Source organism: Nonomuraea sp. ATR24, assembly GCF_041950485.1.
Taxonomy (GTDB): domain Bacteria; phylum Actinomycetota; class Actinomycetes; order Streptosporangiales; family Streptosporangiaceae; genus Nonomuraea; species Nonomuraea ceibae.
Genome location: NZ_JBGNUU010000018.1, coordinates 1 through 21937 on the forward strand (window position 1 = coordinate 1; position 21937 = coordinate 21937).

General features: G+C 71.6%; 18 protein-coding genes. 6 read left to right on the plus strand and 12 right to left on the minus strand.

Annotated elements, in window-relative coordinates:
* A partial coding sequence (locus ACBI99_RS33650) for a nitrate- and nitrite sensing domain-containing protein (RefSeq protein ID WP_375074304.1) occupies positions 1–2017 on the minus strand: 2017 nt, incomplete at its 3' end.
* Between the two features lie 328 nt (positions 2018–2345).
* Here ACBI99_RS33650 and ACBI99_RS33655 point away from each other — a divergent pair.
* The 6 genes from ACBI99_RS33655 to ACBI99_RS33680 are packed head-to-tail and all read left to right on the plus strand — an operon-like array spanning position 2346 to position 9642.
* Positions 2346–3407, plus strand: a complete 1062-nt coding sequence (locus tag ACBI99_RS33655; protein WP_219518265.1) for a glycine betaine/L-proline ABC transporter ATP-binding protein — start codon at positions 2346–2348, stop codon at positions 3405–3407.
* Positions 3404–5317: a proline/glycine betaine ABC transporter permease gene (locus ACBI99_RS33660; protein ID WP_219518267.1), complete on the plus strand. Its 1914-nt coding sequence runs from the start codon at positions 3404–3406 to the stop codon at positions 5315–5317. Before ACBI99_RS33655 ends, ACBI99_RS33660 begins: the two co-directional genes overlap by 4 nt.
* Positions 5314–6282 (plus strand): ABC transporter substrate-binding protein, encoded by a 969-nt coding sequence (locus ACBI99_RS33665; RefSeq protein WP_219518269.1) that lies wholly within the window; start codon positions 5314–5316, stop codon positions 6280–6282. The genes ACBI99_RS33660 and ACBI99_RS33665 overlap by 4 nt, the downstream gene beginning before the upstream one ends.
* Before the next feature lie 2 nt (positions 6283–6284).
* A complete protein-coding gene (locus ACBI99_RS33670; protein ID WP_357590495.1) occupies positions 6285–7226 on the plus strand; it encodes an ABC transporter substrate-binding protein in 942 nt (313 codons plus the stop codon).
* Positions 7202–8851: a choline dehydrogenase gene (betA, locus tag ACBI99_RS33675; protein WP_357590497.1), complete on the plus strand. Its 1650-nt coding sequence runs from the start codon at positions 7202–7204 to the stop codon at positions 8849–8851. The genes ACBI99_RS33670 and betA overlap by 25 nt, the downstream gene beginning before the upstream one ends.
* A 26-nt stretch (positions 8852–8877) precedes the next feature.
* Positions 8878–9642, plus strand: coding sequence for a TetR/AcrR family transcriptional regulator (locus tag ACBI99_RS33680; RefSeq protein ID WP_357590499.1), 765 nt, complete (start codon positions 8878–8880; stop codon positions 9640–9642).
* Positions 9643–9649: 7 nt separating this feature from the next.
* Here ACBI99_RS33680 and ACBI99_RS33685 read toward each other — a convergent pair whose 3' ends face one another.
* From ACBI99_RS33685 to hutI, 11 genes are all read right to left on the minus strand, one after another.
* Complete coding sequence (locus ACBI99_RS33685) at positions 9650–10387, minus strand: hypothetical protein (RefSeq protein WP_357590500.1); 738 nt, start codon at positions 10385–10387, stop codon at positions 9650–9652.
* A 104-nt stretch (positions 10388–10491) separates the two neighbouring features.
* Positions 10492–11070, minus strand: coding sequence for an ATP/GTP-binding protein (locus ACBI99_RS33690; RefSeq protein ID WP_357590502.1), 579 nt, complete (start codon positions 11068–11070; stop codon positions 10492–10494).
* Positions 11051–11413, minus strand: coding sequence for a DUF742 domain-containing protein (locus ACBI99_RS33695; protein ID WP_049575903.1), 363 nt, complete (start codon positions 11411–11413; stop codon positions 11051–11053). Before ACBI99_RS33695 ends, ACBI99_RS33690 begins: the two co-directional genes overlap by 20 nt.
* Before the next feature lie 21 nt (positions 11414–11434).
* Positions 11435–11857, minus strand: coding sequence for a roadblock/LC7 domain-containing protein (locus ACBI99_RS33700; RefSeq protein WP_049575902.1), 423 nt, complete (start codon positions 11855–11857; stop codon positions 11435–11437).
* Between the two features lie 25 nt (positions 11858–11882).
* Complete coding sequence (locus ACBI99_RS33705; protein ID WP_357590504.1) at positions 11883–14624, minus strand: nitrate- and nitrite sensing domain-containing protein; 2742 nt, start codon at positions 14622–14624, stop codon at positions 11883–11885.
* Between the two features lie 224 nt (positions 14625–14848).
* Positions 14849–17077: a [protein-PII] uridylyltransferase gene (locus tag ACBI99_RS33710; RefSeq protein ID WP_375074305.1), complete on the minus strand. Its 2229-nt coding sequence runs from the start codon at positions 17075–17077 to the stop codon at positions 14849–14851.
* Entirely contained in the window at positions 17074–17412 is a 339-nt protein-coding gene (locus ACBI99_RS33715; protein ID WP_093259464.1) for a P-II family nitrogen regulator, read from the minus strand. The genes ACBI99_RS33710 and ACBI99_RS33715 overlap by 4 nt, the downstream gene beginning before the upstream one ends.
* Positions 17409–18743 (minus strand): ammonium transporter, encoded by a 1335-nt coding sequence (locus ACBI99_RS33720; RefSeq protein WP_357591247.1) that lies wholly within the window; start codon positions 18741–18743, stop codon positions 17409–17411. Before ACBI99_RS33720 ends, ACBI99_RS33715 begins: the two co-directional genes overlap by 4 nt.
* Positions 18744–18912: 169 nt before the next feature.
* Positions 18913–19686, minus strand: coding sequence for an MOSC domain-containing protein (locus ACBI99_RS33725; protein WP_375074306.1), 774 nt, complete (start codon positions 19684–19686; stop codon positions 18913–18915).
* Positions 19687–19718: 32 nt separating this feature from the next.
* Entirely contained in the window at positions 19719–20660 is a 942-nt protein-coding gene (locus ACBI99_RS33730; RefSeq protein WP_219519642.1) for an RNA polymerase sigma factor RpoD/SigA, read from the minus strand.
* A gap of 106 nt (positions 20661–20766) precedes the next feature.
* Complete coding sequence (gene hutI, locus ACBI99_RS33735; protein ID WP_375074307.1) at positions 20767–21912, minus strand: imidazolonepropionase; 1146 nt, start codon at positions 21910–21912, stop codon at positions 20767–20769.
* Between the last annotated feature and the right edge of the window lie 25 nt (positions 21913–21937).

Consider the following 21937-nt stretch of genomic DNA (forward strand, 5'->3'; position numbering starts at 1 on the left):
GCTCTGGGGTGGAGGGTGGCGAGGCTGGGGTGGTGTCGAGGGCCGGGGCCGGGGGGTGGGGGATGGGGGTGAGGAGGGCTTCGGGGAGGACGACCATGGCGGTGAGCCCGCCGGTGTCCTGGCGGCGGAGCTGGACCTTGATGTTGTGGCGCAGCGCCAGCCGTCCGACGACGAACAGCCCCATGCGGCGCGACACCGACACGTCGACGACCGGCGGGTTGGCCAGGCGCCAGTTGGCCTGGGCGAGCTCGTCGGGGGTCATGGCGATGCCGCTGTCGGAGACGGACACCATGAGGCCGCCGCCGTCGATGCGGTTGCTGGAGATGACGACCTTGGTGTCGCGCGCGGAGAACGACACGGCGTTCTCGATCAGTTCGGCGAGCAGGTGGACGACGTCGTTGACGGCCTGGCCGAGGACGGCGGACTGGGACTGGATCTGGACGCTGACCCGGTCGTAGTTCTCGACCTCGCCGAGCGAGGCGCGGACGATGTCCATGAGCTCGACGGGTTCGCTCCAGCGGCGGGCGGCTTCCTGGCCGGCGAGGACGAGGAGGTTCTCGCTGTTGCGGCGCATGCGGGTGGCGAGGTGGTCGAGTTTGAACAGGTCGCCGAGCCGGGTGTCGTCGCGTTCGCCGCGTTCGAGCCGTTCGATGAGCGTGAGCTGCCGTTCGACGAGGGTCTGGCTGCGGCGGGACAGGTTGACGAACATGGCGTTGACGTTGGCGCGCAGCCGGGCCTCGTCGCCGGCGAGCCGTACGGCCTCGCGGTGGACCTCGTCGAAGGCGCGGGCGACCTCGCCGACCTCGTCGCGGGTGAAGACGTGGATGGGCGGCACTTCGGCGTCGATGTCGCCGTCGCGTGATTCGCGCAGGTGCTGGACGAAGTCGGGCAGGCGGCGGCCGGCGATCTCCAGGGCTTCGGAGCGCAGGCGGCGCAGGGGGCGGACGAGGGAGCGGGCGACGCCGGTGGTGATCAGCAGGACGGCGAGGAGCAGCGCGATGACGGCTCCGGCGATCACGTACGCGCGCTGCCGCTCGTCGGCGCTGAGCGCGTGGGAGCGGGCCAGGATGCCGCCGGCCTGGCGCTGTTCGACGGTGCGCAGGGAGTCGACGACGGTGGTGGACGCCTTGAACCACAGTCCGGCGTCGTCGGCGGTGTTCTGGTCGAGGCCGCGCAGGGGCTGGCCGGCGGTGGCTCGGATGAGGACGAGTTCGCGCAGGAAGAGCATGGCGTCGGCGCTGCGGCCGTTGACGGTCTCGTCGAAGAAGCGCCGTTCGGCGGCGGTGGCCTCGTCGGCGAAGGCGGCCCGTTCGTTCTCCTCGCGGGACAGCTCGCCGAGCAGTCCTTTGAGCTGTTCCTGGCTGATGGCGCCGTCGGTGAGCGCGATGGTGAGCACGGCCTGCTGGAGGGAGAGGCTCTCCTTCGCGCCGGCGAGGGCGTGCAGCATGCGTGACTGGCGGATGAGCTCGTCGTCCTGGCTGCCCTTGATGAGCTCGTCGTGCACGGACAGCAGGTCGTCGATGACGACGGTGTAGAGGTCGACGGCGGGGGCGGCGAGCAGGTCGCCCTTGAGGGCCTGCTGGCGGAGCGTGAGCAGGTCGTCGAGCCGGTTGAGCATGTTCTCGATCTGGTCGGCGGTGCGGCCGGACACGGCGGGCAGGATGGCGGTGGCGCTGCCGCGTACCCGCTGGATGGCTTCGTCGGCGCGGTCGATCCGCTCGTGGACGTCGGCGAGCCGGGACTGGGGGCGGCCGCGGGCGATGTGCCAGGCCATGCGGGCGCGTTCGGCGGCGACCTCGTGGGTGAGGGCGCCGACCTGTCCGGAGAGCTGGGCGAGGCGGCTGGTGCGTTCGTAGTCGGCGGCGGCTCCGGTGGAGGTGAACACCTGGAAGCCGCCGAGGAGCACGGCGGCGGCGGTGGGCACGAGGATGAGCGCGACGAGGCGGGCGCGGACGCGCCAGTTGCGCAGTCGCCAGTTGCCTTCCTCTGGCGGCCGCCGCCCTAACTCTGTACTCACCGAACGCAACCTCTCGCCCGAATCGGCGCTATATGCGACTCGCGGGGAAATCCTGGTAATTGGAACACATGCCGACCAGCTCGGCCAAGAGAACATAACGCGACATAAGTCAACCAGTGTGACTCATGAGCATAGAAGCTGGAGCTCCACATATAGCGCACCTTCAGCGCGAAATACCACTCCAAATTGGCGAATGTCCGTTGATGGGCGTTTGTCGCGTTCCACGTTCATAACAGGGCACATCCGTCACCGCCTCCCCCGAGTCACAGCATTGAGATTGTCGTGAATCCCGACATATGTTTGCCCCCTCAAACCGAGGAGGCGAGAGGTGCGGGTTTCTCCCGACAGCGCGGCCATCGGCGTCGAGGGACTGTGGAAGATCTTCGGCCCCAAGGCGGCGAAGGTGCTGGCGTGCGATGACAGGTTTCTGGACCCCGCCGCACTCAGGGAGAAAACCGGCTGCACGGCCGCCGTGCGGGACGTGAGCTTCGACGTACGGCCCGGCGAGGTGTTCGTCGTCATGGGCCTGTCGGGCAGCGGCAAGTCCACGCTCGTCCGCTGCCTGACCCGGCTCGTCGAGCCGACCGCGGGCCGGGTCACGATCGGCGGCGAGGACGTGGGCGCGGCCGGCCCGGCCCGGCTGCGCGAGCTGCGCCGCCACCACGTCAGCATGGTCTTCCAGCACTTCGGCCTGCTGCCGCACCGCCGGGTGATCGACAACGTGGCGTACGGGCTGGAGGTCCAGGGCGTGGCCCGGGCCGAGCGGCACGCGCGGGCGGCGGAGATCCTGTCGCTCGTCGGCCTCGACGGGCACGCCGGCGCCTACCCCGACCAGCTCTCCGGCGGCATGCAGCAGCGGGTCGGGCTGGCCAGGGCGCTGGCCGTCGATCCGCAGGTGATGCTGTTCGACGAGCCGTTCAGCGCGCTGGACCCGCTGATCCGCCGCGACATGCAGGCCGAGGTGATGCGCCTGCACCGCGAGGTGGGCAAGACCATGGTGTTCATCACCCACGACCTGGCCGAGGCGCTCAAGCTGGGCGAGCGCATCGCGATCATGCGGGCCGGCTCGATCGTGCAGCTCGGCACGCCGGAAGAGCTGGTGGGCGCGCCCGCCGACGACTACGTGGCCGACTTCGTCAGCGACGTGCCGCGCGGCCACGTCCTGTCGCTGCGCTGGATCGCCCGCCCGCCCGAGCCGGGAGAGCCGCTCGACGGCCCGGCGCTCCCGGCCACCACCGTGATCAAGGACGCCGTCGCCGCCGCCTCGGAGTCGTCCCGCCCGATCCGGGTGGTCGACGGCGACGAGCTGGTCGGCCTGGTGGACCGGGTCGACCTGCTCACCTTCCTGTCCGGTCAGGAGACGGGCGGCGCCGGAGTGACGGCGGCATGAGCAGCACGGCGGTCAGCACGCCCCGGGGCCTGCGGGTGCCCCGGTGGGTGGCGCCCGCCGGGATCGCCGCCGGGTTCGCGGCGGCGTACCTGGTCTTCCGCGGCACCGGCACGCTGCCGCACGACAGCGAGGCCCCGCAGTTCGCGGCCGTCACCGAGCTGCGCGAGTGGATCGACGACCACCGCAACGACAACCCGGTGTTCCTGTACTTCCTCAACTACGTCCGGCTGTTCGTGGGCGGGGTCTACGGCGCGTTCCACGCGGCGCTGACCGCGCTGGGGTGGCCGGGGCTGATCGGGGTGACGGGGGCGCTGGCGTGGCTGGCGGGCGGCCGGCGGATCGCGGCAGCGGCGGTGGCGGGGTTCTGCTCGTTCGGCGTGCTGGGGCTGTGGGAGTCGAGCGTCGAGACGCTGGCCCTGGTCGCGGCGGCGGTGCTGCTGTCGCTGGCGATCGGGGTGCCGCTCGGCGTGTGGGCGGGGCTGTCGCGGCGCGTGCACCGGACGGTCACGCCGGTGCTGGACGTCATGCAGATCATGCCCACGTTCGCCTATCTGGCGCCGCTGGCGCTGTTCTTCCACATCGGGGCGCCCGCGGGCACGATCGCGACGATGATCTACGCGATCCCGCCCGCGATCCGCATCACCGCGCTGGCGATCCAGCAGGTCTCCCCCACGGCCGTGGAGGCGTCGGCCTCGCTCGGCGCGACCCGGGCGCAGACGCTGGTCAAGGTGCACCTGCCGCTGGCCCGCTCGACGATGGCGCTGGCGGTGAACCAGACGATCATGATGGCGCTGTCGATGGTGGTCATCGCCAATTTGATCAACGCACCGGGCCTGGGCTCGGACATCATCCTCGGGCTGTCGCGCGCCCAGGTCGGCATCATGCTCCCGGCGGGCGTGGCGATCGTGGTCATGGCGATGCTGCTGGACCGGATGACGGTCGCGGTGGCCCGGCGCGGCCCGCACAGCCGGATCGGCCGCGCCCGCCTGGCCGGCGCGGGCGCGCTGGCGGTGGCGGGGGTGGCGCTCGGGTTCGCGCTGCCGCGCGAGTGGCCGCGGGCGCTGACGGTCGACCTGGCCGCCGAGATCAACGACGCCGTCCTGTGGGCCGAGACGAGCTGGTACGGCGTCACCACGTTCGTCAAGGACACCACCTCCTACCTGCTGCTGAACCCGCTGGAGGGCCTGTTCACGTCGGCGCCGTGGTGGCTGGTCGCCGCCGCGGTGCTGCTCGTCGCCTGGCGGGTGAGCGGGGTGCGTCCCGCGCTCACGGCGCTCGGCTGCCTGCTCGCGATCGCGCTGCTGGGCACCTGGGAGCACGCCATGCGGACGATGACCACGGTCGCCGTCGCGGTGAGCGTGACGCTGGTCGTCGGCCTGGCGCTGGGCGTGGCGGCGGCGCGTTCGGCGCGCTGGTCGGCGGTGCAGCGGCCGGTGCTGGACGCGGCCCAGACGATGCCCGCGTTCGTCTACCTGCTGCCCGCGCTCGCGCTGTTCGGCACCACCCGGTTCACCGCGATCTTCGCCTCGATCGTCTACGCCGTCCCGCCGGTCGTCCGGCTGGTCGAGGAGGGCATCAGGAACGTGCCGGGCCCGGTCGTCGAGGCGGCCGTCTCCGCCGGTTCGACGCCCGGCCAGCTCCTGTGGAAGGTCCAGCTCCCGATGGCCAGGCGCGCCATCCTGCTGGCCGCCAACCAGGGCATCGTCATGACCCTGGCCATGGTGGTGGTCGGCGGGCTGGTGGGCGCCGGGGCGCTCGGCTACGACGTGGTGCTGGGCTTCTCCCAGCGCACGGACTTCGGCATGGGATTCATCGCGGGCGTGGCGACCGTGCTGCTCGGCGTCATGCTCGACCGCATCACGCAGGGCGCCGACAGGCGCACCTCCCCCCACCAAAGGACAGTCACATGAGGATTCGCCTGCTCGCAGGCCTGCTAGCGCTGGGGCTCGCCACGGCCTGCGGCGGTGCCACCGTGGAGACCGCGCCCAGTGCGACCGCCGCGGAGGGCTCCGCGAGCGCGCCGGCGCCCGCCGGGACCGTGAAGATCGCGATCAACCCGTGGGTGGGTTACGAGGCCAGCGCCAACGTAGTCGCCTACCTGCTGCGCAACGAGCTCGGCTACACGGTGGAGCTGCCGGAGATCAAGGAGCAGCTCGCCTGGGAGGGCTTCGAGACCGGCGACGTGGACGTCATCATCGAGAACTGGGGCCACCCCGACCTGAAGAAGCAGTTCATCGAGGAGAAGAGGACGGCGGTCGAGGCCGGGTCCACCGGCAACAAGGGCGTCATCGGCTGGTACATCCCCAAGTGGATGGCCGACGAGTATCCGGACATCACCGACTGGCGCAACCTGAACAAGTACGCCGGCCTGTTCAAGACGTCGGAGTCGGGCGGCAAGGGCCAGCTCCTGTTCGGCGACCCGTCGTACGTCTCGAACGAGGCGGCGCTGATCAAGAACCTCAAGCTCGACTTCAAGATCGTCACAGGGGGCAGCGAGGCGGCGCTGATCAAGGGCGCCCAGCAGGCGCAGGCGCAGAAGAAGCCGCTGCTGTTCTACTTCTGGGACCCGCACTGGCTGTTCAGCAAGACGGAGCTGGTCCGGGTCAAACTGCCGGAGTGGACCGAGGGCTGTGACGCCGACCCGAAGAAGGTGGCCTGCGACTACCCGGAGATGGACCTCGACAAGATCGTGAGCACGAAGTTCGCGCAGACCGGCGGCAAGGCGTACGAGCTGGTCAAGAACTTCAGCTGGACCAACGAGGACCAGAACGCCGTGGCCGACGACATGACGAACGGCGGCATGACCGGCGAGGAGGCCGCCAAGAAGTGGGTGGAGGCCAACCCGGCCAAGTGGCAGGCCTGGATCCCCCGGTAGCCATGCGGATCACGACGATGCTCGCGGGCCCGCTGGCGCTGGTCCTGCTGCTGGCGGCCTGCACCGGCTCCCGGCCCGCCGTCCCGGTGGCCACCGGGGACCGCACGGTCAGGATCGACGTCCACGCGTGGGACGGGTACGAGGCCCAGGCCGCCGTGCTGGCATACCTGCTCCAGCACGAGCTGGGGTACCGGGTGGAGCGGCGGCCGATGAAGGAGGAGGACTCCTGGGCGGGGTTCGAGTCCGGCGAGGTCGACGTGATCGTGGAGAACTGGGGTCACAACCAGCTGAAGGAGGAGTACGTCGAGCGCAGGAAGGTGGCGCTCTCCGCCGGTCTCACGGGGAACAAAGGGGTGATCGGCTGGTATGTCCCGGAGTGGATGGTCAAGAAATATCCAGACATCACCGACTGGCGGAACCTGAACAAGTACGCGAATCTCTTCAAAACTTCAAGATCCGGAAATGCCGGGCAAGTCCTGGACGGCGATCCGACGTTCGTCACTCACGACGAGGCGATCGTCAAGAACCTCGACCTGAATTACCGCGTCGTCTACTCCGGCAGCGAAGCCGCGCTCATCAAGGCGGCCCAAGCGGCGACGAAGAATCGGACGCCCTTGTTGATGTATTTCTACGAACCGCAATGGCTCTTCAGCAAGGTGAAACTGGTCAAGGTCAATCTTCCGCCGCACGCCATCGGCTGCGACACCGTGCCGGCCGAGGTCGCCTGCGACTATCCCCCGTACCTGCTCGACAAGATCGTCAGCAAGCGGTTCGCCGAGCGCGGTGGCCGGGCCTACGAGCTGGTGCGCAACTTCACCTGGACCAACGCCGACCAGAACGCCGTGGCCGCCGACATGGTCAACCGGAAGATCACCGCCGACGAGGCCGCCAGGCGGTGGGTCGAGGAGAACGCGATCGTGTGGAAGGACTGGATGCCCCGGTGAGCGCCGGCTACGACTACGTCATCGTCGGCGGCGGGTCGGCGGGCTGCGCGCTGGCCAACCGGCTCAGCGCCGACCCGTCGGTGTCCGTGCTCGTGCTGGAGGCCGGGCGGCCCGACTACCTGTGGGACGTGTTCATCCACATGCCGGCGGCGCTCATGTTCCCCATCGGCAACCGGTTCTACGACTGGCGCTACGAGTCGGAGCCCGAGCCGTTCATGGACGGCCGCCGCGTCTACCACGCCAGGGGCAAGGTGCTGGGCGGCTCCAGCAGCATCAACGGCATGATCTTCCAGCGGGGCAACCCGCTCGACTACGAACGCTGGGCCGCCGATCCCGGCATGGCGAGCTGGGACTACGCGCACTGCCTGCCGTACTTCAAGCGCATGGAGAACTGCCTGGCCGACCCGGAGTCGCGGTTCCGGGGCGGCGACGGGCCGCTCAAGCTGGAGCGCGGGGCGGCGCGCGGGCCGCTGTTCGAGGCGTTCTTCGAGGCCGTGCAGCAGGCCGGGCACCGGCTCACCGACGACGTGAACGGGTTCCGCCAGGAGGGGTTCGCCGCATTCGACCGCACCCTGCACCGCGGGCGCAGGCTGAGCGCGGCGCGCGCGTACCTGCATCCGGTGCGGCGGCGGCGCAACCTCACGGTGCGGACGCGCGCGTTCGTCGAGCGGATCACGTTCGACGGCACGCGCGCCACCGGCGTGGTGTGCGACGGAGAGCGCATCACGGCGGGCGAGGTGATCCTGTGCGGCGGCGCGATCAACACGCCGCAGCTCCTCCAGGTCTCCGGCGTCGGCCCGGCCGCCGTGCTGGCGTCCGCCGGGGTGAAGGCGCGCCACGACCTGCCGGGCGTCGGCGCCAACCTTCAGGACCACCTGGAGGTGTACGTCCAGCACGCCTGCACGCGGCCGGTGTCGCAGCAGCCGTCGCTGTCGCTGTGGCGCAGGCCGCTCATCGGCGCGCAGTGGCTGTTCCTGCGCGACGGGCCGGGCGCCACCAACCACTTCGAGGCGGGCGGCTTCATCCGCTCCAACGACGACGTGGCGTACCCGAACCTGATGTTCCACTTCCTGCCGATCGCCGTGCGCTACGACGGCTCGGCCCCCGCCGGCGGCCACGGCTACCAGGTGCACATCGGGCCCATGTACTCCGACGCGCGCGGCTCGGTGCGCATCACCTCCGCCGACCCGCGGGTCAAGCCGGCGCTGCGCTTCAACTACCTGTCCACCGAGCAGGACCGGCGCGAGTGGGTGGAGGCCGTCCGGCACGCCCGCGCGATCCTCTCCCAGCCCGCCTGGGCCGGGCTCGACGGCGGCGAGCTCAGCCCCGGCCCGTCGGTGCGCACCGACGAGGAGATCCTCGCCTGGGTGGCCAGGGACGGCGAGACGGCGCTGCACCCGTCGTGCACCTGCCGCATGGGCGTGGACCCGATGGCGGTCGTCGACCCCGCCACGATGCGCGTGCACGGCCTCGACGGGCTGCGCGTGGTCGACGCCTCGGTCATGCCGTACGTGACCAACGGCAACATCTACGCGCCGGTCATGATGATCGCCGAGAAGGCCGCCGATCTCGTCCTCGGCAACACGCCGCTCCCCCCGGAACCTGTGCCCTTCTACCGCGCATGATTGACCGTACGGTGTACCGTACGAGGGTGACTGTGGAGTACAGCGGCAAGGGCGACCCCGCCCGCAGCCTCGCGCTGCTCTGGCGCACCAGCGAGCGCGTCAGCCGCAAGGGCAAGCCCGACCTGAGCGTCGACCGGATCGCCCGCGCCGCGATCGACGTCGCCGACGCCGAAGGGCTGCAGGCGCTGTCCATGCGCCGGGTGGCCGAGCGGCTGGGCGTGGGCACGATGTCGCTCTACACGTACGTGCCGGGCAAGCCGGAACTGCTGGACGTCATGCTCGACACCGTCTACGGCGAGGTTCCGCTGGAGGACGCCGAGGGCGGCTGGCGCGACCGGCTGGAGCGCATCGCGCGCGACAACTGGGACCTCTACCTGCGCCACCCGTGGCTGCTCCAGGTGGCGGCGAGCCGGCCGGTGCTGGGCCCCAACGCCACCGCCAAGTACGACCACGAGCTGCGCGCCGTCGACGGCATCGGCCTGACGGACGTGGAGATGGACTCGGTGATCACGCTGGTGTCCGGGTTCGTGCACGGCACGGCGCGGGGCGCGGTGGAGGCGGCGCAGGCCGAGAGCCACACCGGGGTGACCGACGAGCAGTGGTGGGCGGCGCACGCGCCGTTCTTCAACCGGATCGCCGACGCCAGCCGGTTCCCCACGGCCACCCGGGTGGGCCAGGCCGCGGCCGAGGCCATGGGGGCCGCCTACAGCGCCGGGCACGCCTTCGAGTTCGGCCTGCAGCGGCTGCTCGACGGGGTGGAGGCGCTGGTCGAGCGGCGTACCCGGGGCTGAGGAGAGGTCAGCTCGCAGTGCGGCGCTCGCCGGCGGGCAGCACGGCGGTGCGGTGCCGCTCCGACGGCGGCCTGGTCCAGGTCACGCCGGGCCCGTCCTCGGCGATGAGCCCGAACACCACGTCGCGCAGCACGGCGACGGCGGGCATCCCGGGCCGTTCCGCGCGCGCCACGCGATGGCGCTCGCGCAGCCGGCCCAGGTCCAGCAGCAGCGTGGTGGCGTAGTCGCCGGGCACGACGACCTCCAGGCAGCCGCCGGCCTCGTCGAGATACCAGGAGCCGCCGGGCGCGCCGTCCGGCCGGACGAGCTCGCGCACGGCGGCGCCGAACGCCGCCCGGTCCATCCCGCCGGCGTCATCGGAGGCGTCGTCGCCCGGCAGACCCTCGGTCAGGTGGAGCACGCCGGGCTGCTCGGCGGCGACGCACTTCTCGACCAGCTCGCGCACCACGCCCTCGGGGTCGTGCAGTCCCTCCTGGCCGCGCGCGGCGAAGCGGTCGGCCAGCAGGGACAGCGAGATCGCGCACGGCGGTCCGAAGAGCCGGAGCACGCCGCGCTCCTCGCTCACGGCCGCCTGGTCGTGGCAGGCCCGCAGGCCCTCCATGAACGCCACCCGGGCGTTCTCCTCCAGCCGGGACTCCCACTCCCAGGCCGGGTCCGGCGCCTCGTCAGCGCCGGTGGCCCCGCGCCGGAACGACCAGACGATCACCCCGGCGACGGCCAGGGCCACGACGACCGCGATCCACACGATTCACACTCCTGTGCACGCCTTTTCCGTGCCTCTTTCAGGGATCCGAAAAAGACCTAGCAGCGTAGTGTGATCATGCCCGATAAATCCGACAATTCCAGCCATCACCGCACGGGGGCGGCCCGCAGCCGCACCACGTGCTCGACCAGCGAGATCAGCGTCGCCTTGACCGACTCCCGGTTGCGCGCGTCCGTGCGCACGATCGGGACGTGCGACGACAGCGCCAGCGCCTCGCGCACCTCGTCGTCGGTGTGGAGGAACTGCCCGTCCCACCCGTTGATCCCGATGACGAACGGCAGCTTCGCCTCTTCGAAGTAGTCGATGGCCGGGAAGCTGTCGGCCAGCCGCCGCGTGTCGAGCAGCACGACCGCGCCGATCGCGCCCTTCACCAGGTCGTCCCACATGAACCAGAACCGGTGCTGTCCGGGCGTGCCGAACAGGTAGAGGATCAGGTCACGGTCGAGCGAGAGCCGCCCGAAGTCCATGGCGACGGTCGTCGTCCGCTTGGTCGGCGTCAGGCCGAGGTCGTCGATGCCCGCGGACGCGTCCGTCATCACCGCCTCCGTGGTGAGCGGCAGGATCTCGGACACCGCCCCCACGAACGTCGTCTTGCCGACGCCGAACCCGCCCGCGACGACGATTTTCGTCGACGTCAGCCCGGGGCTAGAGCCTGCGAAGTCCACTGAGCACCCTTTCGAGCATATTGAGGTCTGGCTGTCCCTGGCTGAGGCGTGGCGCGTGCAGCCGGACGAGCCCTTCGTCCGACATGTCTGCGACGAGCACGCGAGCCACGCCCAGCGGGACGCGGAGCAGGGCCGAGATCTCTGCGACCGACCGGAACGACCTGCAGAGCTGCATGATCGCCTCCTGCTCCGGGGTGAGCAGGGCCATCTCGTCGTCCGGGATGGACATGGACGAGATCAGCGTCTCCATCGCGAGGTGGTAACGCGGCTCCGAACGGCCGCCGGTCACCGCGTAGGGACGGAACAGGGGCTCGTCGTCCCCTGCGCCGTCACTGCCGTACACGACCCACTCCCGTCATCTGCATCACCGCGTCCTGGCCGCCTGCAGCTCCGCCCGCAGGGCGGGGGTCAGTGCCTGGCCCGCCCGGTCGACGAGCAGCGTCATCTGGTACGCCACCAGCCCCATGTCACAGTCGGGCCCGGCCAGCACGGTCAGCACCGAGCCGTCGCTGATCGCCATGACGATCAGCAGTCCACGCTGCATCTCGACGACGGTCTGCGAGACCGATCCGCCTTCGAACACCCGGGAAGCGCCCACGGTGAGGCTCAGCAGGCCCGCGGAGACCGCGGCCAGCTGGTCGGCCCGGTCCGGAGGGAAGCCCTCCGAGGCGGCCAGGCAGAGCCCGTCCGCCGAGACGACGACCGCGTGCGCGACTCCGGGCGTGTTACGCACGAAGTCGGTGATCAGCCAGTCGAACCGGTGCGCCTCATGGCTGAGGGTCGTCACTCGCCCTCCCTAGCAGGACGCTCACTCACTCTCGTTCCTCCTGTTCACGTACTTCCGCCCGACCCCGGCGCACTCCCTGCTGGTAGCTGGCCATCCTGCTGCGTATCCGGTCCGGTGACAACGGCTGGGCCGGGGCCTGCCGCTGTTGCGGCTGGGCCGCCGGTGCGGCGGCCGTGCCCGGGACCAGGTTGGCCTTGGGGGTGCGCTTGGGAAGCCCGGCGGCGGTGGTGCCGCCGAGGCTGGGGTCGCTCGCGGCGGCCGCCGCCTGCCAACCGGCATCGGCAGCGGTTCGCCACGCTTCCTCCCCAGAGGGTACGGGTTGCGCGGGCGATTGCTCATCCCGGTTCGATTCCGGTGCTGTATCGCCTGTCGGTCTGCGGAACCAGGCGGACTCCACCGAGGCGAAGATCGGCAGGAACTCCTCCTGCCCGGGCTCCATCGGCGAGACGTCCACGGAGGGCGGCGGCTCGGGCCTGCGCACGTCGTTCGTGCTGTAGGCGGGCGCGGACGGGAATCCCCCGTCCGAGCTGGGATACGACGGGAACGTCCCGATCCGCTCGGGGCCGGGCTGCGACGGGTACGACGGGTACGACGGCGGCGCGGGAGCCGCAGGTGGCGGCGTCGGCGCCGGGCTCGGGTAGGACGGGAACGCCCCGGAGTCGAACGGCCGCTGCCCGAAGGCGCCGCCGTCGGTGTCGGCGGTGAAGGGCCCGACAGGCTGGCCGCCCCGGCCCGCGGCGGTGTCGAAGGAGTCGAAGCTGGCGAACGAGCCGTGGCCGTTGCGCGCGGGCGGCACCGGCCGCTGCTGGAGCGGCGGCTGCGCGGGAGCGCCCTGGTTGTAGGCCGAGCGCTGCGGCAGCGGCGGCTGGCCGCCGTCCTGCACCAGCGCGGGCGGCAGCAGCACCATGGCGATGAGCCCCTCGCCCTCGCCCTTGCGGAGCTGGACCCGGATGCCGTGGCGCAGGGCCAGCCGGCCGACCACGAACAGGCCCATCCGGCGCGACACCGACACGTCCACGACGGGCGGCTCGGCCAGCCGGCGGTTGGCCTCGGCCAGCTCCTCGTCGGTCATGCTGATGCCGGTGTCGCTCACCGACAGCAGCGCGCCGCCGCCTTCGATGAGGCTGCTGGAGACGATGACCTGGGAGTTGCTCGGCGAGAACTGGATGGCGTTCTCGACCAGCTCGGCCACCAGGTGGACGAGGTCGTTGGCGGCGCTGCCGAGCACCGAGGTGGCCCGGTGCACCTTGACCTGGACGCGCTCGTACCCCTCGACCTCCGACAGCGCGGCGCGGACCACGTCGACGAGCTTGGCGGGCTGGCTGCGGCGGCGGGTGGGCTCGTGCCCGGCCAGGACCAGCAGGTTCTCGGAGTTGCGGCGCATGCGGGTGGCCAGGTGGTCCAGCTTGAACAGGTCCGCCAGCCGGCCGCCGTCCTGCTCGCCCTTCTCCAGGCCGTCGATGAGCGAGATCTGCCGCTCGACCAGCGTCTGGGTGCGCCGGGAGAGGTTGACGAACATGGCGCTGATGTTGCCGCGCAGCTCCGCCTCCTCGCCGGCGAGGCGCACGGCCTGGCGGTGGACCTGGTCGAAGGCCTTGGCGACCTCGCCGATCTCGTCGTCGCCCTCGACCTCGATCGGGCGCACGTCGGGCGGCGCGCTGTCGCCGGACACGCGCAGCGCGCGCACCACGTCGGGCAGCCGGAAGCCGGCGATCTCCAGGGCCTCGGTGCGCAGGCGGCGCAGCGGCGAGACCATCGAGCGGGCGATGGCGACGGTCAGCAGCAGCACGAGCAGCAGCAGGCCGAGGATGAGCGCGCCGGCGATGATCGCGTTGCGGATCTCGGCGTCACGCAGCTCCTGGCCGCGCAGCGCGACGCGCTCGCTGAGCTTGTCCTCGATGGACGACAGCGCGTTGATGATCGTGGTGTTGTCGTCGAACCACTGGTCGGGCGCGGACTTGTCCGGCACGGTGGCGGCGAGCAGGTTCTGGCGCAGCCGGACGCCGGGCTGCTTGCCGCTGGCCAGCGTGATCGCCCGCGACTTGGTCAGCTCGGTGTTGACGTACTCGGGGATGGTCAGCGCCTTCTGCAGCTCCATGCCGATGGAGGCGCCGGCCTCCTGGGTGACGTTGTCGATCTCGCTGTGCTGCACGGAGTTGGAGGCGATGAACCGCTCCACCTCCTGGGCGTCGACGCTGGCGGAGTTGTAGTAGCCGCGCAGGAGCTGGTCGCGCTGGCGGGAGACCTGCTCCTTGGCCCGGGTCAGCGCGCTCAGCGCGCGGAAGTGGCCGATGATCTGCGGGTCCTCGCTCAGCAGGCTCAGCTCGTCGTGCAGCCGGAGCAGCGTGTCGAGCATCGTGTCGTAGCGGGTGGTGTCGCGCTGGGCTTCTTCCCTGATGCGCGGCAGCGCGTTGAGGTCGATGTGTGCCCGCTTGACGACGGCCTGGACGCGGTCGCCGTAGGACTCGTCCATCGCGCCGAGGTCGGCCCGCACGGCCTTGACCAGCCGGTCGACATCGGCCTTGCGGTCGTTGTAGGGCTTGCTCAGCTTCTTGCGCAGGCTCCTGGCGGCGTTGCTCCAGCCGCCGGTGTCACGCTCCAGCCCGACGGCCTCGACGAGGTCGCGGATGCGGGATGCCTGCTCCGCCGCGACAGTTGTGCGATCATAGTCACCGATGCTCTGAACCGAGCCCACCACGCGCGCTCCCCCGAGCACGACGCCTGCGATGGTGGGGACCAGGACGAGTGCGGTGAGCCGCCACCTCACGCGCCAATTGCGCAGCCCCAGCCGGGGCATCGGCCGCTTCAGGCGACCCTTCCCGGCGGCGGCGCCGCTGTCTGCACTCCCCGTTGTCACTGCTCCCGCTACCCCTCAATCATCCCGTTCCCGGCACGGGCCGTAGGCCGTCCACAAGGTATCCGCAGCATCTGACGTATCAGGCAAAACGGACACAATCGTTACAAATGTGACCGTGTGTCGTGTGCTGTTGGTTACCGCAGTGCCGCAAGCACCGCGTCGCGGACCTGGTTGCGCTGCGCCTCGTCGCTGAGGGGGCGTCCGGCGCGGTCAACCACGTAGAAGACGTCCACCGCCTCCGCGCCGAGAGTCTCTACGCGAGCGGCCCTTACGTCAAGACCGCAGGCCCCGAATGCCCGTCCGATGCGCCACAGGAGTCCTGGCTTGTCATGGGCCCTGACTTCCACCACGGTGGCCGTCGCGGAGGCGTCGTCCACCAACGTCACACGGGGTGGAGCGACCGGCACCCGGGCGGGCCGCATCGACCTGGTCCGGCGGGCCAGCCGCTGCTCGATGTCAAGGCGCCCAGCAAGGACCAGACGCAGATCCGCCTCCAGCGTGGCGGGGTCGGGCGGGGTGCCGTACTCGGGGATGACGGAGAACTCGATCACGGCCGTGGAGCCCGCCGACGCGGCCGAGGCCGACCGCACGACGAGGCGGTGCGCAGCGAGCACCCCGGCGGCGCTCCACAGCAGCCCGGCCCGGTCGGGCGCGACCACCGTGACCGCCCCGCCGATGACGCGCACCGCGCCGCCGCCGTGCCGGGCCAGCGCCGCCTGCTCGGGCGAGAGCGTGGGCGGCTGCGGCGGCGGCGAGCCCGCCAGCACCGAGCGCACCCGGCGCACGAGGTCGGCGACGAGCCCGGCCTTCCAGGCGTTCCAGGCGGCGGGGCCCGTCGCGGCGCCGTCGGCGACGGCCAGCGCGGCCAGCAGGTCCAGCACGTCGCGCGAGCCCACGGTGGCGGCGACCTTCTCGATCGTGACCGGGTCGTCCAGGTCGCGGCGGGTGGCCGTCTCGGGCAGCAGCAGGTGGTGGCGCACCACGGTGGCCAGCACGTCCACGTCGGCCGGGGGCAGGCCGATGCGCGCGCCGAGGTCGCGCACCACGACCTCGCCCGTGACCGAGTGGTCGCCCGGCCAGCCCTTGCCGATGTCGTGGAAGAGCGCGGAGATCAGCAACAGGTCGGGGCGCGAGACCTCGCGGGTGTGGCCGGCCGCGTTCGCGGCGGCCTCGATCAGGTGCCGGTCGACGGTGAAACGGTGGATCGGATGGCGCTGCGGCCGGTGCCGTACGCGCTCCCAGTCAGGAAGCAGTCTGACAAGCACGCCCGCCTGGTCGAGCTCCTCCCACACGGGCACGGCGGCGCGCCCGGCGCCGAGGATCGACACCAGCGCGTCCCGCGCCTCCTCCGGCCACGGCACCGGCATCGGAGGCGACTGAGCTGCGAGAACGGACACCGTGGCGGGCGCCAGCGGCAGCCCCGCCCCGGCCGCCGCGGCGGCGGCCCGCAGCACCAGCACCGGGTCCTTGCGCGGCGACACCCCCCGGGCGAGCACCACCTCCCCGCCGTGCTCCACCACCCCGTCGGCCAGCGGACGCCGCCCGCGCGGCACCGGGCCTGACAGCAGCCTGTCAACGGAACGCCAGGTGCCGTCGAAGGCGTGCGAGATCGTCCGGCCCGCCTCCGCGAGCCTGCGCATGAGCGCCTCCGCGTCGAGCAGGCCCAGCAGCCCCGCCACCGCGTCCTGCTCCTGCAACACCAGCCGGTCCGCGCCGCGCGCGGTGACCACGTGCAGCGCGTGCCTGACGTCCAGGATGAACTCGTACGCCTCCCGCGCCCGCGGGCCGGGGGCCGAGGCCACCCACGCCGCCGCCACCGCCTGCATCGCCTGCACGTCGCGCAGCCCGCCCCGGCCGTCCTTGAGATCGGGTTCGAGGAGGAAGGCCAGCTCGCCGCTGACCTTGGCCCGCTGGTCGGCCGACTCGCGCAGCTCGGCGAGCCGCCGCCGCGAGTCGGCCCGCCACTCGGCCAGCACGCCCTCCCTGGCCCGGCGCGTCAGCTCCGGGTCGCCGGCCACGTGCCGGGCCTGGATGAGGCCCAGCACGGCCTTGAGGTCCTGCCTGGCCACCGAGACGGCCTCGTCCACCGTGCGCACCGAGTGGTCGAGCCCGGCGGCCGAGTCCCAGATCGGGTACCAGATCCGGTCGGCGATCCTGGCCACGTCCGGCCGGCCGTCGTGCAGCAGGACCAGGTCGAGGTCGCTGCCCGGGGCCAGCTCGCCGCGGCCCAGACTGCCGACGGCGACGAGGGAGACGCGCTCCCCGTCGCTCGCCGTGCGGAAGAGATCCCTGAGCCAGCGGTCGGTGTCCGCGGCCCGCTCCTTGCGGGCCGCGGCGTAGGACCGCGCCTCTCCCCTCGTCACAGGGCTTCCGGCCCCCGCTCCCCGGTGCGCACCCGGACCACCGTGTCCACCGGGACGGACCAGACCTTGCCGTCGCCGATCTTGCCCGTCTGGGCCGCCTTGACGATGACGTCGATGACGTCCTCGGCGTCGTCCTCCTCGGCCAGCACCTCCAGCCGGACCTTGGGCACCAGGTCGACCTGGTACTCGGCGCCCCGGTAGACCTCGGTGTGGCCGCGCTGGCGGCCGTAGCCGCTCGCCTCGCTGACCGTCATGCCCTTGATGCCGAACTGCTCCAGGGCCGCTTTCACGTCATCGAGCTTGAAGGGCTTGATGACGGCTGTGATGAGCCTCATGCTTCCACCTTCTTGGGGGCCGGCTTATTGGGGGCAGGGGTGACGGTGACGGGGCCGTTGGGGGAGGTCACGCCCGAGGCGTAGACGGTGCCGAGGTCGTAGCCGGTCTCGGCGTGGCTGGTGACGTCGATGCCGGTCACCTCGTCCTCGGGCTTGACGCGGAAGCCCATCGTCTTGTCGATGACCTTGGCGATGACCCAGGTGACGGCGAACGAGTAGGCGCCGACCACGACCGGGCCGAGCACCTGCAGCCCGAGCTGGCCGAGGCCGCCGCCGTAGAACAGGCCCTTGCTCTGCTGCGGCAGGAACGGGTAGGCGGCCACGAAGCCGAGCGCCACCGCGCCCACGACGCCGCCCACGAGGTGCACGCCGACCACGTCGAGCGAGTCGTCGAAGCCGAGCCGGTACTTCAGGCCGACCGCGTAGGCGCAGGCCGCGCCGGCGAGCAGGCCGATGAGCATGGCCGCCCACGGGTCGACGAAGCCGCACGCCGGGGTGATGGCGACGAGCCCGGCGACCGCGCCGGAGGCGACGCCCAGGCTGGTGGCGTGGCCGTCACGCAGCTTCTCCACCACGAGCCAGGCGCCCGCCGCGACGGCGGTGGCGATCTGCGTGTTCATGAACGCCAGCGCGGCCGTGCCGTCGACCGCCAGCTCCGAGCCCGCGTTGAAGCCGAACCAGCCGAACCACAGCAGGCCCGCGCCGAGCAGCACCAGCGTCAGGTTGTGCGGCCGCATCGGCTCCTTGCGCCAGCCCTGCCGCTTGCCGATGACCAGGGCGAGCGCGAGCGCGGCGGCTCCGGCGTTGATGTGGACGACGGTGCCGCCCGCGAAGTCCTCGATGCCCATCGCGTTGAGCCAGCCGCCGGTGCCCCACACCCAGTGCGCGACCGGGACGTACACGATCGTCGCCCACACCACGGTGAACAGCACCCAGGCGCCGAACTTGGCCCGGTCCGCGATCGCGCCGCTGATCAGGGCGACCGTGATGATGGCGAACGTCAGCTGGAAGGCCGCGAACAGCAGGCTCGGCATGCCCGTGCCGTCGTCCTTGGTCGCGGTGTCGACCAGGCTCTGCAGGCCGAGCGCGTCGAACCCGCCGACGAGGTTGTTGAGCGCGGGGCTCGGGTTCTCGGTGAAGGCCAGCGAGTAGCCGAACAGCACCCAGATGACGGTGACGGTGATGATCGCGGCGAACGACATCATCATCATGTTCAGGACGCTCTTGGCCCTGGTCATACCACCGTAGAAGAACGCGAGGCCGGGAGTCATCAACAGCACCAGCGCGGTGGCCGCGAGCATCCAGGCCGTGGTGCCGGTATCGATCTGCACGGCGACCCTCCTTAAATGTGACGTGTCGCCACAGCGTGTTCGCCGCCGGTTTCGGCCCTCCACCTGGTGTGTTTCGCATGGGTGAATCTCGCCGCGCCGGTGTTTCACCCGCGTTTCGGACAGTTCACGCGGCCCGTTGCGGTCCTATGAGCCCCGCCCGCAAGGGGCTTCAGCGGGCCAGGCGCACCGGGTCGCCCTGCGCGATCGTGCCGGGGCGCAGCACGCGCGCGTACACGCCCGCGCACGGCTGGGGGCCGGTGCCGAGCACGTCCACCCGGTTGTGCCGGGCCGGGGTGCGCAGCGCGTCGGTGTCGCGCCCCAGCTCGCCGTGGGCCAGCGTCGGCACCGCGCAGCGCGGCGTCGGCGCGATGACGCCGAGCACCAGCTCGTCGCCCACCGCCAGCTCCGCGCCCACCCAGGCGTTCTCCGGGAACCCGGGCTCGGGCGTCGTGATCACCAGGTTCGGCCGGTAGCGGGCCGCCTCGACCACCCCGCGGGGCCCCAGCTCGCCGATCCTGGCCAGCGCCGACGTGGTGATCAGATGGACGGGCGCGAAGTCGAAGAACGTGCCCTCGGGCGCCGCCCCGCCCAGCCCGCCGACCGTGAACGGCACCTCCGCGTCGACTCCCCGGTCCAGCACCTCGTCCGGCACCGACCGCTCCAGCTCGGCGCCCTCGGGCGGTGTGTCCACCAGCCGGACCTCGCGGCCCAGCAGCTCCGACAGCTCCGCGTCACCGGGCGCCGCGCCGCCGCGCAGCGTCAGCAGCCCGCGCCACAGCCGCGGGTTCTTGGCACTGGCGATCTTCCCGGTCGCCACGTCGAGCACGGCCTTCACCCGGTCACCGGCCAGCCCGCGCTCGTTCACGATGCTGGCCGTGACCTCCTCGCCCAGCATCGACTTGACCGGATAACGGAACAGGGACGCGATCTCACCAATCTGCATGCCCGGAATCCTAGGCACGCGGTGCGGCGAGCTCAGGCGGCGGCGTCGGCCATCCGCCGCAGCCGCGCCAGCGCGTCACGCTCGATGCGCCGCGCCCGGTCACGGCCGATGCCGTAGCGCTCCCCCACCTCGGTCAGCGTGTGCTCGCGCCCGTCGACCAGCCCGTAACGCCACCGCAGCATCTCGCTCGCGTCACCCTCCAGCCCGGTCAGCCACTGGTCCAGCCGCTCGCGCTCCAGGATGTCGATCGCCTGCTGCTCCGGATCCGCCCACGTCTCGTCGGCGATCATGTCGCCCAGCTCGGTCTCGTCCTCGTCACCCACGCCGAGCTGCAACGACACCGGGTCGGACGCCCAGCGGCGCAGCTCGCGCACCCGCTCGATGGGCAGCTCCAGCACCGCCGCGAGATCCTCGTCGGTCGGCTCCACGTCGAACTCGGCCAGCATGTCGCGCCGCACCCGCATCAGCCGCGTCATCTGCTCACCGGCGTGCGTCGGCAGCCGCACCGGCCGCGCCTGCTCGTGAATCGCCCGGCCCACCGACTGCCGGATCCACCACGTGGCATAGGTGGAGAACTTGTAACCCCGCTTGTAGTCGAACTTCTCCACCGCCCGGACCAGCCCGAGGTTGCCCTCCTGGACCAGGTCGATGAGCGGCATCCCGCGCCCCGAATACTTGCGGGCCACCGCCACCACCAGGCGCAGGTTCGCCTGGATGAACTCGTCCTTCGCCCGCTGGCCGGAGACGGCCAGCCGCTCCAGCTCCTCGTCCGCCGCGTCCCCGATCCGCGGCTCCGCGCCCCCGCTGTCGAGCAGCACCTCGGCGAAGAGGCCCGCCTCGATCCGCTTGGCGAGCTCCACCTCTTGCTCCGCCGTGAGCAGCGGGACCCTGCCGATCTCCGCCAGGTAGGTCCCCAGCAGATCGCGGTCGGCGACCGCCTGCTCCTGCGCGCGACTCCCCGTAGGCCTTGCCATCCCCAGGCACCTCGTTCCGCAGCTGCGTTCTATATCCGGCCAACGTCCGGCCAGGGGCAAAGATTCCCTAAAGGACTACGACCAGCGGACGGTTCTGGATGTCCTCCTAAAGGAGGAGGCCGTCCTGGAACACCTGGTGAACAAGGGGAACGCCGGGCCGGTAAGCCAGATGAACGTAGGAGGGCGCGTCGAGGATGACGAGGTCGGCACGCGCGCCGGGACCCAGCCAGCCTACGTCCGTCCGCCGCAGCGCGCGCGCCCCGCCCACCGTCGCGGCCCGCACCGCCTCCAGCGGCGTCATCCCCATCTCCCGCACCGCCAGCGCCACGCAGAACGGCATCGACGAGGTGAACGACGAGCCCGGGTTGCAGTCGGTCGCCAGCGCCACCGTCACGCCCGCGTCGATCAGCCGCCTGGCGTCCGGGTACGGCGAGCGCGTGGAGAACTCCGCCCCCGGCAGCAGCGTCGCCACCGTCTCCGAGGCGGCGAGCGCGTCGACGTCGGCGGCGCTCAGATGCGTGCAGTGGTCGGCCGAGGCCGCGCCCAGCTCGCACGCCAGCCGCACCCCCGGCCCCTCGCCGAGCTGGTTGGCGTGCACCCTGGCCTGCAGCCCCGCCTTCAGTCCGGCCCTGAGGATCTCCGCCGACTGCTCGCCGTCGAAGGCGCCGCGCTCGCAGAAGACGTCCACCCACTTCGCGTACGGGGCGCAGGCCGCCAGCATGTCACCCGTGACCAGCCGGACGTAGTCGTCGGCGTCCACGCCCGCCGGCACCACGTGCGCGCCGAGGAACGTGGTCTCGTCGGTCAGCGACGTGGCGATCTCCAGCGAGCGCCGCTCGTCCTCCACGGACAGGCCGTAACCGCTCTTGATCTCCACGGTCGTCGTGCCCTGCGCCAGCATCTCGGCGACCAGCGCGGCGGCCCGCGTGGCCAGCTCCGCGTCGCCCGCCGCCCGGGTGGCCTCGACCGTCGTCCTGATGCCGCCGCCCGTGTAGCGCTCCCCCGACATGCGGGCCCGGAACTCGGCGGTGCGGTCGCCCGCGAACACCAGATGCGCGTGACTGTCCACGAACCCCGGAATCACCGCCCTGCCCCCGGCGTCCACCCGCCGATCGGCCGCCGGGGCCCGCCCCGCCGGTCCCGCCCAGGCGACCAGGCCGTCCTCCAGCACGAGCGCCGCCCCGGCGACCTCCTCCCGCTCCGGATCCCCCGTGTAGAGCAACCCGATCCCGTCGATCACCGTCGTCGTCATCGCACCCGTCCCGCCCTCGTCGCCG

Bases quoted from the DNA above. Each gene is read 5' to 3' on its own strand.
- ACBI99_RS33660 (WP_219518267.1), top strand. From the start codon at position 3,404: ATGAGCAGCACGGCGGTCAGCACGCCCCGGGGCCTGCGGGTGCCCCGG.
- ACBI99_RS33665 (WP_219518269.1), top strand. From the start codon at position 5,314: ATGAGGATTCGCCTGCTCGCAGGCCTGCTAGCGCTGGGGCTCGCCACG.
- ACBI99_RS33670 (WP_357590495.1), top strand. From the start codon at position 6,285: ATGCGGATCACGACGATGCTCGCGGGCCCGCTGGCGCTGGTCCTGCTG.
- ACBI99_RS33715 (WP_093259464.1), bottom strand. From the start codon at position 17,412: ATGAGGCTCATCACAGCCGTCATCAAGCCCTTCAAGCTCGATGACGTG.
- ACBI99_RS33725 (WP_375074306.1), bottom strand. From the start codon at position 19,686: ATGCAGATTGGTGAGATCGCGTCCCTGTTCCGTTATCCGGTCAAGTCG.
- ACBI99_RS33730 (WP_219519642.1), bottom strand. From the start codon at position 20,660: ATGGCAAGGCCTACGGGGAGTCGCGCGCAGGAGCAGGCGGTCGCCGAC.
- hutI (WP_375074307.1), bottom strand. From the start codon at position 21,912: ATGACGACGACGGTGATCGACGGGATCGGGTTGCTCTACACGGGGGAT.